At 66.6% G+C, this 14,076-nt stretch carries 14 protein-coding genes; 4 read left to right on the top strand and 10 right to left on the bottom strand.

Annotated elements, in window-relative coordinates; translation table 11 throughout:
- The first annotated feature begins 73 nt into the window (after window positions 1–73).
- Entirely contained in the window at window positions 74–355 is a 282-nt protein-coding gene (locus C3Y92_RS18160; protein ID WP_207214009.1) for a hypothetical protein, read from the top strand.
- Window positions 356–712: 357 nt separating this feature from the next.
- On the opposite strand, the gene C3Y92_RS18165 is transcribed toward C3Y92_RS18160, so the two are convergent.
- Entirely contained in the window at window positions 713–1,213 is a 501-nt protein-coding gene (locus C3Y92_RS18165) for a carboxypeptidase-like regulatory domain-containing protein (RefSeq protein WP_129354980.1), read from the bottom strand.
- Window positions 1,214–1,215: 2 nt separating this feature from the next.
- Window positions 1,216–1,989: a DUF4198 domain-containing protein gene (locus C3Y92_RS18170; RefSeq protein ID WP_129354982.1), complete on the bottom strand. Its 774-nt coding sequence runs from the start codon at window positions 1,987–1,989 to the stop codon at window positions 1,216–1,218.
- A gap of 164 nt (window positions 1,990–2,153) precedes the next feature.
- Here C3Y92_RS18170 and C3Y92_RS18175 point away from each other — a divergent pair, with 164 nt between their 5' ends.
- On the top strand, window positions 2,154–2,810 hold the full coding sequence (locus tag C3Y92_RS18175; RefSeq protein ID WP_129354984.1) for a precorrin-8X methylmutase: 657 nt from the start codon (window positions 2,154–2,156) through the stop codon (window positions 2,808–2,810).
- Window positions 2,811–3,033: 223 nt separating this feature from the next.
- Here the strand turns inward: C3Y92_RS18175 and ychF are convergent, their stop codons facing one another.
- The 3 genes from ychF to tpx form a co-directional block, all read right to left on the bottom strand.
- Window positions 3,034–4,143, bottom strand: a complete 1,110-nt coding sequence (gene ychF / locus C3Y92_RS18180; protein ID WP_129354986.1) for a redox-regulated ATPase YchF — start codon at window positions 4,141–4,143, stop codon at window positions 3,034–3,036.
- A gap of 99 nt (window positions 4,144–4,242) precedes the next feature.
- Window positions 4,243–4,872, bottom strand: a complete 630-nt coding sequence (locus tag C3Y92_RS18185; RefSeq protein WP_129354988.1) for a YajG family lipoprotein — start codon at window positions 4,870–4,872, stop codon at window positions 4,243–4,245.
- Between the two features lie 39 nt (window positions 4,873–4,911).
- Window positions 4,912–5,427 (bottom strand): thiol peroxidase, encoded by a 516-nt coding sequence (gene tpx, locus C3Y92_RS18190; protein ID WP_129354990.1) that lies wholly within the window; start codon window positions 5,425–5,427, stop codon window positions 4,912–4,914.
- 177 nt (window positions 5,428–5,604) lie between these two features.
- Here tpx and C3Y92_RS18195 point away from each other — a divergent pair, with 177 nt between their 5' ends.
- Window positions 5,605–6,267 (top strand): M15 family metallopeptidase, encoded by a 663-nt coding sequence (locus tag C3Y92_RS18195; protein ID WP_129354992.1) that lies wholly within the window; start codon window positions 5,605–5,607, stop codon window positions 6,265–6,267.
- 98 nt (window positions 6,268–6,365) lie between these two features.
- On the opposite strand, the gene C3Y92_RS18200 is transcribed toward C3Y92_RS18195, so the two are convergent.
- Complete coding sequence (locus tag C3Y92_RS18200; RefSeq protein WP_129354994.1) at window positions 6,366–8,972, bottom strand: PAS domain-containing sensor histidine kinase; 2,607 nt, start codon at window positions 8,970–8,972, stop codon at window positions 6,366–6,368.
- Window positions 8,973–9,104: 132 nt separating this feature from the next.
- Between C3Y92_RS18200 and C3Y92_RS18205 the strand changes: the two genes are divergently transcribed.
- Complete coding sequence (locus C3Y92_RS18205; protein ID WP_129354996.1) at window positions 9,105–10,361, top strand: diguanylate cyclase; 1,257 nt, start codon at window positions 9,105–9,107, stop codon at window positions 10,359–10,361.
- A 108-nt stretch (window positions 10,362–10,469) separates the two neighbouring features.
- On the opposite strand, the gene C3Y92_RS18210 is transcribed toward C3Y92_RS18205, so the two are convergent.
- From C3Y92_RS18210 to C3Y92_RS18225, 4 genes are read right to left on the bottom strand one after another with little or no spacing between them, the layout of a single operon-like run.
- Complete coding sequence (locus tag C3Y92_RS18210) at window positions 10,470–11,045, bottom strand: WbuC family cupin fold metalloprotein (protein ID WP_129354998.1); 576 nt, start codon at window positions 11,043–11,045, stop codon at window positions 10,470–10,472.
- Window positions 11,038–11,361: a hypothetical protein gene (locus C3Y92_RS18215; protein WP_129355000.1), complete on the bottom strand. Its 324-nt coding sequence runs from the start codon at window positions 11,359–11,361 to the stop codon at window positions 11,038–11,040. Before C3Y92_RS18215 ends, C3Y92_RS18210 begins: the two co-directional genes overlap by 8 nt.
- Window positions 11,362–11,390: 29 nt before the next feature.
- Entirely contained in the window at window positions 11,391–12,533 is a 1,143-nt protein-coding gene (locus C3Y92_RS18220; protein ID WP_129355002.1) for a glycosyltransferase, read from the bottom strand.
- Complete coding sequence (locus C3Y92_RS18225; protein WP_129355004.1) at window positions 12,530–14,056, bottom strand: glycosyltransferase family 4 protein; 1,527 nt, start codon at window positions 14,054–14,056, stop codon at window positions 12,530–12,532. Before C3Y92_RS18225 ends, C3Y92_RS18220 begins: the two co-directional genes overlap by 4 nt.
- Window positions 14,057–14,076: the final 20 nt, after the last annotated feature.

A 14,076-nucleotide genomic window follows, 5' to 3' on the forward strand; every position in this document is an offset into this window, starting at 1 on the left:
AAACGCCGCAAACGTTCCTTGCTGTTTGGCGTGAACCTGCCGACGTGACGCACAACAGCCAAGGACAAACACCATGGAGACAATGACGATGAAAGCTCTGCTGTCTGCTGCTGCCTTGCTGTCCGTGCTTTGCGCCGCCACCTTGGCCTTCGCCGGTCCCGACGACGCCAAATGGGTGGCGAAATGCATCTCGGACAACAAGGATGCCAAGGTCTCCATTGAAGTCATCACCAAATACTGCACCTGCATGAACAACAAGATGGACGACAACGAAACGCTGTCCATCACCGCCTGGGAAAAGACGCATCCGACCGAACAGGCCGCCTGCGACAAGGAATCGGGCTGGACGAAGTAGGTTCTCGCGCGCGGGACAACCACGGGCCCGCCCCCAAAACAAACGACCGGAACCTGTGGGGGGTTCCGGTCGCCGTCGTGGGGTTGGAGGGTTTTGGAGGTTGTGTGGGATGCGATTTATGGCTTGCCGGACGGTGCGATGACCGGCTTGCTTTTTTCCTATTGGGCCGGGCCGCCTGCGCCAGACGCCACTGGACAGGCGACCGCCCGGCTCCGGGTTGCCCCGTCGCGTTGGAATCGTTTCTAGAGCAATTGAGATTAAGAATCAAGATCAAAAAGAAGATTTTTCACAATTCCCTTTTTCCCCAATAAAAACAGCGACTCATTGGCCCTCAATACCATGAAAAAAACGCTGGGACTACCGGCCGCGACGGCGCAGACAGGCCGCGCCCAAGGCCAGATTGGCCAGCAGGCTCAGGCCCAGGACCACGTCGCGCCAGTTCGGGCCGATGCCGGCCGTGGAAGCGGCCTGGGCGGGCACGGCGACTGGGCCAGGCGCAGGCGGTGCGGCAAGAGCGGGAGAGGCCGGACCGGACGCCGGCCCAACCGTCACTTCCCGCTCGGCCCGGTGGCCCTGGCCGTCGTTGGCCGCCACGCGCCACACGCCGCGGCCCGACGGTAGGAAGGCGAACCCTCCCTTGCCGTCGGTGCGGGCGCTTTGGTGGACGGTCCCGTCCGGGGCCGTCACCTGGACCTGGGCAAAGGCCATGGGGTCCCCGTCGGCGTAGAGGAAGACCATGGCCCGGGCCGCGCCCGGGTCCAGCTCGCGCGAGCCGACGCCGTGGGCCATCGCCCCGGCCGGGTGCCAGACAGCCGCGACAAGGCACAGCGCCGTAAGCGCGAGGGGCAGGCGGAACATCGTTACTTCACGAAAAAGGTCAGGGTGGAACGCAGCACTTCCTGGTCCGCCGAACCGTCGGCCGGCACGGCCTTGGCTTCGGTGCGCACCAGCCACAAGCCGGCATGGGTCAGGCGCACCTTGGCCACGCCGCTGTCGTCGGTTTCGGTGTAATAGGCGTAGGTGTTGGGATTTTTGGTAAACCCGTCATAGGTGGCCAGCACCGTGGCCGGCATGGGCTGGCCGTCCAAGAGCACCTTGACCGGCAGATCCTCGCCCACCTTGGCCTTGGCCGGATCGATCAGGGGCACGAGCTCCAGGCGCGCCCCGACCAGGGCGTCGAAGCCGGCCGTCTCGCCGCCCACGGCCACGAGGCCCTTGGCGAACTTCTCGTAGCGGTTGCTCTTGGTCGCGCCGGGCAGCTCCTTTTTGGTCCCCTTTTTCATGCCCTCCGGGGTCAGGCTCCAGACCTGGGGCAGACGGTGGACATAGACGATGCCCGTGCCGGGCTTGGCGAAGACCGCCTGGCCGTCGTAGGTCAGGCCTTTCTCGTTGGCTTTAAGGGCCACCTCGGCCAGCTTGCCGCCTTCCAGCACGAAGGCCTTGACGTCGGGCGCGGCTTCCAGTTCCTCGCTTTCAATAAACACGTGGGCCGAATGGACGCCAAAAGGCAGGGCCTTGCCCGGCACGGCCGTCTCGGCCCCGGGTTTGACCACGGTCTCATGGGCCAGGGCCGGTCCGGCCGCAAGCAAGGCTCCGGCCAGGAACAACGTCAGACGTTTGATCAGGCTGTGCATGGAACTTCCCCTCTTAAGTACTTTTAAAAAATTTCATATACGACGTTTCGTCTTAAATATTTTTTCGTAACACGTGTCAACAACGTTTTCCCTCACACCCCGTACTCCAGACGATCCTTGGCCCCGCCCCGAAACCCGGATAGGATGGCCCAAAGGAGGCGCTCATGCCGCATACCTCGCCCATCCAGCCCATCTTCGCCCCGGACGCCATCGAGGCCGCCTCCCTGGCCATCATCGACGCCGAGGTCCCCGAGCCGCGTCCCTACGACGGCCCGCGCTGGGACGTCGTGCGCCGGCTCATCCACACCACCGCCGACTTCGAACTGCTTGATCTGGTCCGCTTTTCCGAAGGCGCGGTCCGGGCCGGCATCCGGGCCATTGAGACTGGGGCCACCATCGTCACGGACACCGAGATGGCCCGCTGCGCCATACCGCCCCGGCGGCTGGCCCCCTTTGGCTGCGCCGTGCGCTGTTTCATGAACGACCCGGAGGTGGCGGCGGCGGCCAAGGCCGCCGGTTCCACCCGGGCCGCCTTGGCCGTGGATTTCGCCCTGGATCTGCCCGGGCCGCTTATTTTCGCCATCGGCAACGCCCCCACCGCCCTGCTGCGGCTTATATCCCGCATCGACGGCGGCGCGCCCGCCCCGGCCCTGGTGGTCGGGATGCCGGTGGGTTTCGTCAACGCCGCCCAGTCCAAGGCCCTGCTCATGACCCGGGCCGACGTACCCTGGATCGCCATCGCCGGCCGCAAGGGCGGCTCGGCCCTGGCCGGGGCCACCATAAACGCCCTGGCCATCCTGGCCGGAGCCGAAACGGCCTGAGGCCCCTGCGCCTCAGGTCGGTTTGGCTTGAGGCGTGAAACGGAACAATACGGCGCGGGGGATGCTGCGGGACATTTGAAAGCCTGGGCTGCGACCATGCGCCTTGCCGCTCCGAGCCGTGACTGGCCGGCGGCCATGAAAAAGGGCCGGATCAACACGGTCGATCCGGCCCGAATAAGGGCATGTTCGAGCCCGGGGCCGAGCCCCGGCGCCCCCGTTGCGGCTAGACATTGAACAAAAAATGCACCACGTCGGCGTCGGCCATGACGTATTCCTTGCCTTCCTGGCGCAGGACGCCGGCGGCCCGGCATTTGGCCTCGGTCTGGTGCTTGAGGTAGTCCTCGAAACCGATGACCTCGGCCCGGATAAACCCGCGCTCGATGTCGGAATGGATCTGCCCGGCGGCGGCCGGAGCCTTGGTCCCGGCGGCGATGGTCCAGGCCCGGACTTCCTTGGGGCCGGCCGTGAAAAAGCTTAAAAGCCCAAGCGTCCGGTAGGCCAGGCGCACCACGCTGTCCAGGCCCGACTCGTCAAGATTGTAGGAGGCCAGGAACTCCAGGCGCTCCTCGTCGGTCAGCCCGGCCAGATCCTCTTCCATGCGGGCGCACACCACCACCGTCTCGGCCCCGCGCGATTCGGCGATGGCCCGGACCTTGGCCACCAGGGGATTGTCGGGCTGGCCCAGGTCCCCTTCGGCCACGTTGGCGCAGTAGATGACGCGCTTGGCCGAAAGCGGGCGGATCTCGTCGAAAAGGGCGATCATGCCCGGCGTATCGACCCCGTCCACGGAACTGGCCGGCTGGCCGTTCATGAGATGGTCGAGCAGGCGCTTGCCGGCCTCGACCTTGTCGAGCAGGTCGCGGTCCTTGCTGCCCTTGGTCTGCTTCACCATGCGGTCGAGCCGGTTTTCCAGCACCTGGGCGTCGGCCAGGATGAGCTCGGCGTCGATGACCGCGATGTCCCGGGCCGGGTCCACCGAACCCGAGACATGGACCACGTCGTCGTCCTCGAAAGCCCGGGCCACATGGATGATGACCTCGGTTTCACGGATGTGGGCCAGAAACTTGTTGCCCAGGCCCTCGCCCTTGCTGGCTCCGGCGACCAGGCCGGCGATGTCGGTGAAACGCACCGTGGCCGGCAGCACCTGCTGGGGCCGCACCAGCTCGGCCAGGGCGGTCAGGCGCGGGTCCGGCACCGGCACGATGGCCACGTTGGGTTCGATGGTGCAGAACGGATAGTTGGCGGCCTGGGCGTTCTGGGCCTTGGTCAGGGCGTTGAAAAGCGTGGATTTGCCGACGTTTGGCAGACCCACGATGCCGACGGAGAGGGCCATGGGGCGATGATCCTTTTGCGGCGGGGCCTCCGCCGGACGGGGCCGGGAAACGGCCGTTGGCAGGAAAAAAGCCGGGCGGCGGTAGGCCGCCCGGCCGGGCTACTTGATGTCGCGGGTGCGCAGCACGGTTTTTTGCATGAACGCGATGAGTTCGTAGTCCGAGGCCATGCGGCTTAAGGCCTTGGACACAGTCATGCTGAGCAGCTTGTCGAACTCCGGCTCCACGCCCTCGGCCGGCAGCTTCCAGACCGTGTCGGCCTCGTAGCGCCGGGTCATTATCTGGCCGTTGTTGTCGGCCGTGACCTTGACCGCGCACACGGCCTTGGCGGCCAGATGCGCGCCCTCGTGGGACGGCTTGTAGGCCAGCTCCACGAGCTCCACCGTGACCGTGCGCACCACGGATTCCCGGGCCGGCGACGGTGTGAACCCCTTGTCGCGAAGGCCCTTCTCCACGGCCGCGTGGATGGCCGGCGAAGGATCGCAGGCCGTTTGCAGCTTGCCGGCGAACGACGATTGGGGATTGCACAGCCCCACTTCGTCGTTGGGCCGGGCGTCCTTGACGGACACGGACACGTCCACGCCGCGCCCGAGCGCCTCGGGCTCGACCACCACCGACGGCGTCACCGTCGCTTTCTGGCCGCCGCAGCCCCCAAGGGCCAAAACCAGGACCAAGGCCGCAAAAAGGGCCGACGCCCGAAGGCGTCGGCGCGAAGACGAATGGTTGTTCATGGTCGCACCTGCGCCGCCCCAAGGGCGGACAGGCCGTCTCTACAAGACCTTGCCCAAGGCCGCAAGGGCGGCGGCGTAGTCGGGCTCGTTGGTGACTTCCTTGACCAGTTCCATGTAAGCCACCTTACGGTCCGGGCCAAGGACCAGCACGGCCCGGGCGAGCAGGCGCAGTTCCTTAATCAGCAGGCCATAAGCCTGGCCAAAGGCGGCGTCGCGGTGGTCGGAGAGCGTGACGATGTTGGTGACCCCGGCCGCCTCGGCCCAGCGTTTCTGGGCAAAAGGCAGGTCCATGCTGATGACCAGCGCCTTGGCCTTGCCGCTAAGGCTCTCCATTTCCTTGTTGAATTTGCGGGCTTCCAGATCGCACACGGCCGTGTCCAGGGACGGCACGGCAATAAGGATAAGGCCCTTTTCGGGGAAATCAGCCAACTTTGCCGGGGCCAGGTCGTTGGTCAGCACGGCGAATTCCGGGGCCGCGTCGCCGACGCCGACCGGATTGCCGACCAGGGTCAAGCCGCCGCCAAGAAACGTGATAAGTCCGGTACGCTCGCTCATGGGCGTGTTCCTCCTGAGGGTGAATAAGCCGCCCTGAAAAAAAGGCGACCTTATGACCTTATGCCCCCGGCGGGGTTTGGCGTCAAGACAAGGCCGCGCGCGGCCGCGGATTCCCCCGCCGCCCGTATTGACAAGGCCGCCAAGCCGGGCATTGTGCCGGAAACAAAGGAGTCGCCCATGTCCGTCCGCCGCCTTTGCCCGCCCTTTACGGTCCTGGCCGCTTTCGCCCTCGCCTGCCTCCTGGCCGCCGTCCCGGCCCTGGCCCAAAAAACCCCGGCCGAAGCCGGGTTGGTGGACATCACCGCCGTGGCCCCGGACATCGTCCTGGACATCCGCTACGCCACGCCCAACAATTTTACCGGCATGGCCGTCTACCCCGCCCCGCGCTGCTACCTGCGCGCCGACGTGGCCAAACGCCTGGCCACGGTCCAGGCCGACCTCAAAAAAGAAGGCCTGGGCCTGAAGGTCTATGACTGCTACCGGCCCTTTGCCATCCAGAAGAAATTCTGGGACCTGGTCCCCAACGAGGACTGGGTGGCCAAACCCGTGGAAAAAGACGGCAAGCCGGCCAGCGGCTCCAAGCACAACCGGGGCGCGGCCGTGGATGTGACCCTTATTGACGCCGCAGGCAATGAACTGCCCATGCCGTCGGGATTCGACGATTTTTCGGAAAAAGCCCGCCGCGACTACACCGGCGGCGATCCGGCCGCCCGGGCCAACGCCAAGCGCCTGGAAGCGGCCATGCAAAAGGCCGGCTTCGATCCGCTGCCCTCGGAATGGTGGCACTTCGACGGCCCGGGCTGGCAGGGCTTCGAACTGCTGGACGTGCCGATTAACTGAAGAAGAGGGGAGGCCTCCGGCGGCCGGGGGCCTGAGGCCCCCGGACCCCCCACTTAAAGACAAAGGGTTAAGGGGGGTTGGCGTTGGGCGGCGGGGGGTCAGCGCGACGCGCCGTCGGCTGGCTTGGCCGAGCAGGCGTCGGGCGCGGCCGCCCGGGGCAGGTAGACCTCGAACCGGCTGCCCTTGCCCTGGGCCGTGGTCAATATGACCGCCCCGCCGCAGCTCTTGACGATGCCATGGACCACGGCCAGGCCCATGCCCGTGCCCTGGCCGGGCTTTTTGGTGGTGAAAAAGGGTTCAAACACCCGCTCCGCCACCTCCGGGGCCATGCCGTGGCCGGTGTCTTCCACCCACAGCCGCACATACGGCCCCGCCGCCAGGGTCGTCAGGGGCGCGCCGGCGGCGATGCCGCCGCTTTCCGGCCGGGGCGGCCCGCCCACCGGGGCCAGCCCCACCTCCAGCCGGCCGCCCCCAACCATGGCCTGCACCCCGTTGAGGCACAAGTTGACCAGCACCTGATGCATCTGGGCCGGATCGGCCCGCACGCAGTACGGCTCCCCCCCGATCTCCAGCTTCAGTTCCACCCCGGCCGGGGCCATGCCGCGCACCAGCTTGGCCGTCTCCTTGACCAGCGGGGCCAAAGGCAGGTCGGACACCGCAATCTCGCCCTGACGGCTGAAGGCCAAAAGCTGGCGTACCAGTTCGCGCGCCCGCTCCGAGGCCAGCACCACGTCGGACAACGGCTTGCGCAGGGGATGCAGCACCGGCAAATCGGACAGCACCAGCTCGGAATTGAGCAAAATGGGCGTTAAGATGTTGTTGAAATCGTGGGCCACCCCGGCGGCCAGCACGCCGATGGCTTCCAGTTTCTCGGCCTGGCGCAGCCGGCGTTCCAGGTCGAGTTCGTAGGTCATGTCGCGCACCAGCAGGATATGGTTGACCACCTGGCCGGCCGTGTCGCGCACCGGGGAAATGAGCGCCTCGGCCACGGCTTCCTCGCCGCTCGGACGGGTCAGACGCAGCCGGCCCGACCAGCGAAGCCCCAGCCCCAGCATCTTGCGCACGGACTCGGTCAGAAACGGGGCCAAAAGCCCATCCAGGGCGTCGCGGCCGAGCATCCCCTGGCCGCCGGCCACGATCTGGGCAAAGGCCGGATTGGCGTACTCCAGGCGAAAATCCCGACTGACGATGACCAGTCCCTCGGCGCTCTGGTCCACGGCCGAAACGAGCAACATACGCTCGCCCTCGGCCCGCTTGCGGTCGGTGATGTCCCGGGCCGCGCCCTCCACCCGGACCAATCGGCCGTCGCCGTCCAGCACCGCCCGGGCATTGACGGACAACCAGGCGGCCCGGCCGTCGCGGCGCACCACCTGCATCTCGAAATCGTAGACCCGGTTGTGGCGGGCCAACTGGCGCAAAAATTCCAGCCGGTCCTCCTGCCGGGCCTGGATGCGGGTGAACAGGTCGCCCGGTTCGGCCAGGACCGCTTCCGGCGAGGCGTAGCCGAGGATGCGGGCCAGGGCGGGATTGCAGGCGACAACCGCTCCGCTGGGTTCAAACTGGAAAATGCCCTCGGCGGAATGCTCGAAGATGTCGCGGAACTTGGCTTCGCTTTGCGACAGTTCCCGCTCCATGCGGCGCACAAGCGAAATGTCGCGCCCCAGGGCCTGGTATTCGCCAATACGGCCGGCTTCGTCGAAAATGGCCCGCACCGACCAGTGCAGCCGGCGTTCTTCGCCCGAAGGCAGGACCATGGCGTGCTCCAACTCGCAGGTCGGGGCTCGCGGCGTCAGTTCCAGCAGTCGCCGGCGCAAGGCCTGGGTCTCGGCCTCGGGCAACCGGTCGCCGAAATACCCGCCAATGAGCGTTTCAGCCGGCGTGCCCAAGTGCGCGGCCAGATTGGCGTTGACAAAGGTCCGCCGCAGGGCCGGGTCCAGGCGGACCACCAGATCGGTCTGATTCTCCACGAGTGCCCGATAGCGCCTTTGACTGACGTCGAGTTCCCGCCGGGCCGTGTTGCGGTCGGTGATGTCCGCGAGCAAGCCCCACACGCCCAGGGGCAAGCCGTCGCGCAGAAACGGGATGCGCGTGGCCAGAAACTCGCGCTCCCGGCCGCCGTGGACCAGCGTCAATTCCTCGGAATTGGGCGTGCCACTGTGCAAGGCCTCCAGGGCCGCCGCATGGAAACGGGACAAAACGGCCGGCCCAATGATATGGCCCAAATGGCGGCCCAGGTAATCCCCGGCCTGTCCCCCGTGCAGCGAGAGAAAAGCCCGGTTGACGTAACGCACCACAAAATCCCGGTCCACGGCAAAAATAGAATCCGGGGCATGTTCGAGCACCGGCAAAAGCCCCTCCTGGACCGTCCAAACGCCGGACTCGAAAACGCACACCACGCCGTCCCGCCCGTCCGGCCCAAGGCCGACGCAGGCCGCCCCAGGCGCGATCACGGCCGGCCCGCCCCCGGTCGGACAGGCCTGGCAGCTCTCCCCCCCGTCTCGAAGCACCCGATGGCAGGCCATGCCCTGCCTTTCAAAATATTCCCTGGCCCGGGCGTTGCCCCGCACGAAACGGCGCTGCCCGTCCAGCACGGCCACGGCCAGGGGCAGGCCCTCGGCCAGGCTGCGCGACGGTTCGCCCGAAAGCGCCGACGCTCCCTCCACGGACAGGGCCTCGGCCAATTGACGCGGCGATAAACCGGCCATGCTCAGCGCTGTCCTGAAACGGTCACGGACGACCGGTTACGCCGCCAGGGAAAGATCGCCCAACCGGGCTGGCCTTTTCGCCTGAAACGGTTTACCTTCAAACCATCCACCCATTTCCATCGGTCGTTTCGCATGGAAAAAGTCCTTATCGTCGAAGACAGCAAAGTCTTTGCCCGCATCCTTATCCGCAAGATCGAGGACGAACTCTTCTTCGACGCCTGCTGGGCCTCGAACTTCGAGGAAGCCCGCTACCTCATCGAGGAAAACCCCGACAACCACGACTACATCGTGGCCCTGCTCGACCTGCACCTGCCCGACGCCGCCGACGGCCGGATTGTCGATTATGTCATCGGCAAGGGCATCCCGTCCATCGTCTTCACCGGCGACGTGGACTGCGCCGTGCGCGACCGCATCTGGTCGAAAAAAGTCGTGGATTACGTCGCCAAGGACTCCCCCGACAGCCTGGACTATCTGTGCTCCCTGGTGCGCCGGGTATCGCTCAACAAATACATCCACGTCCTGGTGGTCGACGACTCAGCCACCGTGCGCCGCCATCTCATGCGCCTGCTCGAAGCCCACGAATTCATCGTCCACGAGGCCGAAAACGGCGAAACCGCCCTGGACGCCATCTCGCGCCACCCTGAGATCAAGGTGGTCATCGCCGACTACTTCATGCCGGGCCTGGACGGCGTGGAACTTACCCGCCGCATCCGCCGGCTGCGCCGCAAGGACGAACTGGCCGTCATCGGCATCTCGGCCTACGGCAACACCATCCTCTCGGCCCGGTTCATCAAGAACGGGGCCAACGATTTCTTGAACAAACCCTTTTCCAGCGAAGAATTCTACTGCCGGGTCACCCAGAACCTGGAAATGCTCGAATACATCCAGAAACTGCGCGAGACCGCCATCCGCGACCCCCTGACCGGCCTGTACAACCGCCGCCACTTCTTCGAGGCCGCCAAAACCCTCCACGCCGATCTGGCCCGGGGCGAAACGCCCATGACCCTGGCCATGATCGACATCGATTTTTTCAAAAAGGTCAACGACACCTACGGCCACGCCGCCGGCGACGAAGTCCTCAAGCACGTGGCCCAAGGCCTTGGCAACCGCTTCCGCGGCCATGACGTGGCCGCGCGCCTGGGCGGCGAGGAATTCTGCGTCCTGGCCCGGGGACTGTCCGGCCAGCAAGCCATGGCCGCCTTCGACGATCTGCGCAACAGCATCGAACGCTCCAAAGCCAAGGCCGGCAAGAGCACCATCGGCGTCACCGTCTCCATCGGCATCTGCGACAAACCCCACGGCTCCGTGGACGCCATGCTGGCCGCCGCCGACGCCGCCCTCTACAAAGCCAAACGCACCGGCCGCAATCGCGTGTTGTGGGCTGAGTAAGCTGCGATAATACTGGAAGATGCCTCCGGCGGCCGGGGGCTTGAAGCCCCCGGCCCCCCCGAAAGGGTAAAGGGGACGGGGTGGGGGCTTGTCGGGGGAGTGGGAGAATTACCAGGGGCGCGGGGGCAGGCCCATAAGCGCCCGGAAGCGGTCTTCCAAGTCGGCCAGATAGGCCGCCGCCCCGGACGATCCCTCGGCCGGCGCGAACGGCGCGAAATCCTTGTCGTCAAGGGGCGCGTAAGGCCCGGGCTTGACCTCGAACACGGCCGTGTCCGGGGCCAAGGCCACGATGCCGTGCCACAGCCCCGGCCGCACGTCGATGGCCAGCACGTCCCGCTCCCGGTCGAGCACCACGCAGTCGTCGGCCGTGAAGCTCCCGTCGTCGGCAAAAACCACATGTCCCAGACTCCCGGCCAGCAGCACGAAGGCCTCGGACTTGGCTGGCGACAAATGCCGGTGCGGCCGCACGTAGCTCCCAGGCTGGAGCGCATTGACCATGCGATGGGGATTTTCGGCGTCGGCGGCGTGGAAGCGGTGCATGTCCCGAAGCCGGGGATTGCCCCTGGCGTCGGCGGCCTTGGCCGCAAGCAGCGCCGCATCGACCACGGCGAACCGATCATGGCCGGATTCGGTGGCGCCGGGGCCGATGCGGCGAAAAAGGGGATCGGAAGGCGTGTTAGCCATGCAGGGGCAGGCCGGCGGCGATCATGCGGCAATAGGCGGCGACAAGCTGGCCCGACAGGCACATGTCACGCAGGACCAGGGCGGCGATGACCAGCCAGAAGCCCCAGGAACAGACGCATTTTTCCCGGCCCGAGGTCTGACCGCGCTGCACGCCGAACAGATACAGGCTCACAGCGGCGATAGGCAGCATGATCCACCAGCGGATGGTGACGGCCTCAAAAAACATAAACAACACGAACAGCGCGCCAAGCGCCACGGCGATCCAGGTCATGGGCGCGAAACACGAACACGGGCAACCGCATTTGTTGTCGGACATGTGGGCGACTCCTTTGAAGGTTTGCCCGCTTATAGCGTCCGGGGCGCGCCTCTGTCCAGCCGGGCGTAGGCCGCGCCAAGGGCATCAGCCACGGCGGCCGGACTGTAGCGCGCCGCCACGGCCTGGCGACCGCCCTGCCCCAGCCGGGCGGCCAGGGCCTCGTCGGCCAAAAGCGCCGCCAGGGCATCGCCCAGGGCCGGGACGTCGCCCGGCGGCACGACCAGCCCGGTTTCGCCGTGGCGGTTGACCGCCGCCACGCCTGAACCGGCTATGGCCGTGGAAACCACCGGCTTTCCCCAGGCCATGGCTTCCAGCTGCACGATGCCGAACATCTCGGCCCGGGTCACCGACGGCAGGCAAAACACGTCGCTGGCCGCGAACCAGGCCGGCAGCTCCCCGTCCGGGATGCGCCCGGCCAGCAACACCTTATGGCCAAGGCCCGCCGCCTCGATCTGCCGGGCCAGTTCCCCGGCCAGCGGCCCGCCGCCGCCGATGACCGCCACGGCGTCGTCCGGCAGGTAGCGCGCCGCTTCGATGAGCACGGCAAAGCCCTTGTAGGGCACAAGCCGCCCCAGGGCGAACACCAGCCGCCGTCCGCCCGCCAGCTCCCGCACGGCGGAAAGGGCGGCCGGATCAAGGCGGTCGGGATCGGCCGTGCCCGGCTCGACGTAAAACGGGACCACGGCCCCCTTGCCGACAAAAAGCGCCGCCCTATTGGAAGCCTGCAAATGGACTTCCGTTGGACCGATGACCAGATCGGCCCGGCGGCACAGCCAGGCCTCGAAGGGTGAAACCAGCGCCCGAAGCGCCCGCTTGCCGATGACGTCGCTGTGCCAGTGGAGCACGATCTTCCCCCGAGGGCGGATCAGCCATAGAGCCACGGCGGCCAAAGGGTTGGGGCAATGGACGTGGAGCACGTCGAAACGCGGGGCCAGATCGGCCAGACGCAAAAGATACTCGGTGGAAAGGGGCTGGGAGGCGATGGTGGCCCAGGCCGCGGCCCGCAGGACCGGAACCGGTCCGGTTCCGTCGTCGTAGGGGCCGGCTCCGGCAAAGCACAGCACGGCGTTTTCGTGGCCAAGCCGGCCCAAGGTCTCGACCATCTGCCACGTGCCGGTTTCCACACCGCCGGCGTCGGGCGGATAGAACTTGCCGACCTGCAACACCCTCATGACGGCGGCAACAGCCCTTCCAGGGCCTCGGTGACGGTGCGGCGCAGGTTCTCCACCCGGCGCAGGGTGAATTCGTTGATCGGGTCGGCAGCCACGTCCTTGACCAGCCACAAGGCCCCCAGCGGCCGGCCGGCCTTGGCCAGAAGCGGCAGTTCGAGCTTCATCACGGCCGGCGAACACAACAGCTCCCGGTCGGACACGACCGATCCCTCGCGCCGCCACCGATAAACCGGCGGCCCGTCGGTCGGAGCCGCCCCGGGCGGCTCGGGGTCCAGCCGGCAGGAACCGGCTCCGTCGCCGGACAGCACCATCTCGGCCAGATCGAAGCGCAGATGGTCCAGGGCCTCGGTCATGCGCGTCCACAGCTCGGCCAGATCGTGGGCTTGGGAAATCTCGATTTGATGGTGCAGAAACGTGCGCCGCTCCCGGGCAAACCCGGCGTCGTCGGACACGTCGCGCAGCCAGCCGAGAATCTTGTCCATGGCGAAATAGCTGCAATAGCCGGCCTTGCGCACCAAAAAGACCAGCGCGCCGCCGACGACCAGCAAAAAAAGCCCCGCCGGCACATTGCGCAGATTGACCAGCACCAGGGCCGAAAGGGCCAGAAAGATGGTGATGCCGTAGAGAAACAGCACCACCTGGCGCTGGGACCAGCCGCGCGAGAGAAGCTTATGATGCACATGGCGCTTGTCCGGCTCGAACATGTCCCGGCCGCGCATGAACCGCCGCAAGGGCGCGGAGATGGTGTCGAGAAGCGGCACGCCCAGGGCGATGACCGGCATGAGCAACGTGGCCCCCACCTGACTCTTGACCGAACCGGAGACGGACAACGCCGCCAGCATGTAGCCCAGGAAATAGCTGCCGCCGTCGCCCAGGAACAGACTCGCCGGATTGAAATTGTAGCGCAAAAACCCCAGCGTAGCCCCGGCCAGCACGGCGAAAAGCGCCGCCGTGTGCGGCTCGGCCCGCATGACGGCCAGCCCGGCCTGCACGGCGCTGGCAAAAAACACCACCCCGGCCGCCAGCCCGTCCAGGCCGTCGATCAGGTTGATGGCGTTAATAAGCAGCACAAACCAAAAGACCGTCACCAGATAGGACGAAACGTCGAACTGGACCACAAAAAGCCCGGGCAGGGCAAAAGACGTGATGCGCGCGCCGCCGTAATAGGCAATGGACGCCGCCGCGATCTGGGCCAAAAGCTTGAGCTTGGACGGCAGCGTCCACTTGTCGTCGGCAAAGCCCACGGCAAAGACCAGCGCCGCGCCCAGCAGCACATAGCCCATGGTCCGCCCGCCCAGCACGGCCACGGCCGCCGGAGGCAACAAGGCCGCCGCCAGGGGCAGGCAGGCCATGAAGGTCAAAAACAACGCCAGCCCGCCGCTGCGGGGCATGGGCGTCACGTGGATGTTGCGGGCCGCCGGCATGGCCAAAATGCCGAAACGCCGCCCGGCCCAACGGGCAAAGGGCGTCAGCGCCAGGGACAGGCCCAGGGCGAGGAGAAAAAGCACGGCAATTGGCGTCATAGGCGTACGGGCGGCCCAGG

This window comes from Solidesulfovibrio carbinolicus (genome assembly GCF_004135975.1).
Classification (GTDB): domain Bacteria; phylum Desulfobacterota; class Desulfovibrionia; order Desulfovibrionales; family Desulfovibrionaceae; genus Solidesulfovibrio; species Solidesulfovibrio carbinolicus.

Excerpts from the sequence above, each read along its gene's own strand:
- C3Y92_RS18195 (WP_129354992.1), top strand. The coding sequence starts at position 5,605 with ATGTCCGTCCGCCGCCTTTGCCCGCCCTTTACGGTCCTGGCCGCTTTC.
- C3Y92_RS18200 (WP_129354994.1), bottom strand. The coding sequence starts at position 8,972 with ATGGCCGGTTTATCGCCGCGTCAATTGGCCGAGGCCCTGTCCGTGGAG.
- C3Y92_RS18225 (WP_129355004.1), bottom strand. The coding sequence starts at position 14,056 with ATGACGCCAATTGCCGTGCTTTTTCTCCTCGCCCTGGGCCTGTCCCTG.
- tpx (WP_129354990.1), bottom strand. The coding sequence starts at position 5,427 with ATGAGCGAGCGTACCGGACTTATCACGTTTCTTGGCGGCGGCTTGACC.
- C3Y92_RS18175 (WP_129354984.1), top strand. The coding sequence starts at position 2,154 with ATGCCGCATACCTCGCCCATCCAGCCCATCTTCGCCCCGGACGCCATC.
- C3Y92_RS18210 (WP_129354998.1), bottom strand. The coding sequence starts at position 11,045 with ATGGCTAACACGCCTTCCGATCCCCTTTTTCGCCGCATCGGCCCCGGC.
- C3Y92_RS18205 (WP_129354996.1), top strand. The coding sequence starts at position 9,105 with ATGGAAAAAGTCCTTATCGTCGAAGACAGCAAAGTCTTTGCCCGCATC.
- ychF (WP_129354986.1), bottom strand. The coding sequence starts at position 4,143 with ATGGCCCTCTCCGTCGGCATCGTGGGTCTGCCAAACGTCGGCAAATCC.
- C3Y92_RS18220 (WP_129355002.1), bottom strand. The coding sequence starts at position 12,533 with ATGAGGGTGTTGCAGGTCGGCAAGTTCTATCCGCCCGACGCCGGCGGT.
- C3Y92_RS18160 (WP_207214009.1), top strand. The coding sequence starts at position 74 with ATGGAGACAATGACGATGAAAGCTCTGCTGTCTGCTGCTGCCTTGCTG.
- C3Y92_RS18170 (WP_129354982.1), bottom strand. The coding sequence starts at position 1,989 with ATGCACAGCCTGATCAAACGTCTGACGTTGTTCCTGGCCGGAGCCTTG.
- C3Y92_RS18165 (WP_129354980.1), bottom strand. The coding sequence starts at position 1,213 with ATGTTCCGCCTGCCCCTCGCGCTTACGGCGCTGTGCCTTGTCGCGGCT.
- C3Y92_RS18215 (WP_129355000.1), bottom strand. The coding sequence starts at position 11,361 with ATGTCCGACAACAAATGCGGTTGCCCGTGTTCGTGTTTCGCGCCCATG.
- C3Y92_RS18185 (WP_129354988.1), bottom strand. The coding sequence starts at position 4,872 with ATGAACAACCATTCGTCTTCGCGCCGACGCCTTCGGGCGTCGGCCCTT.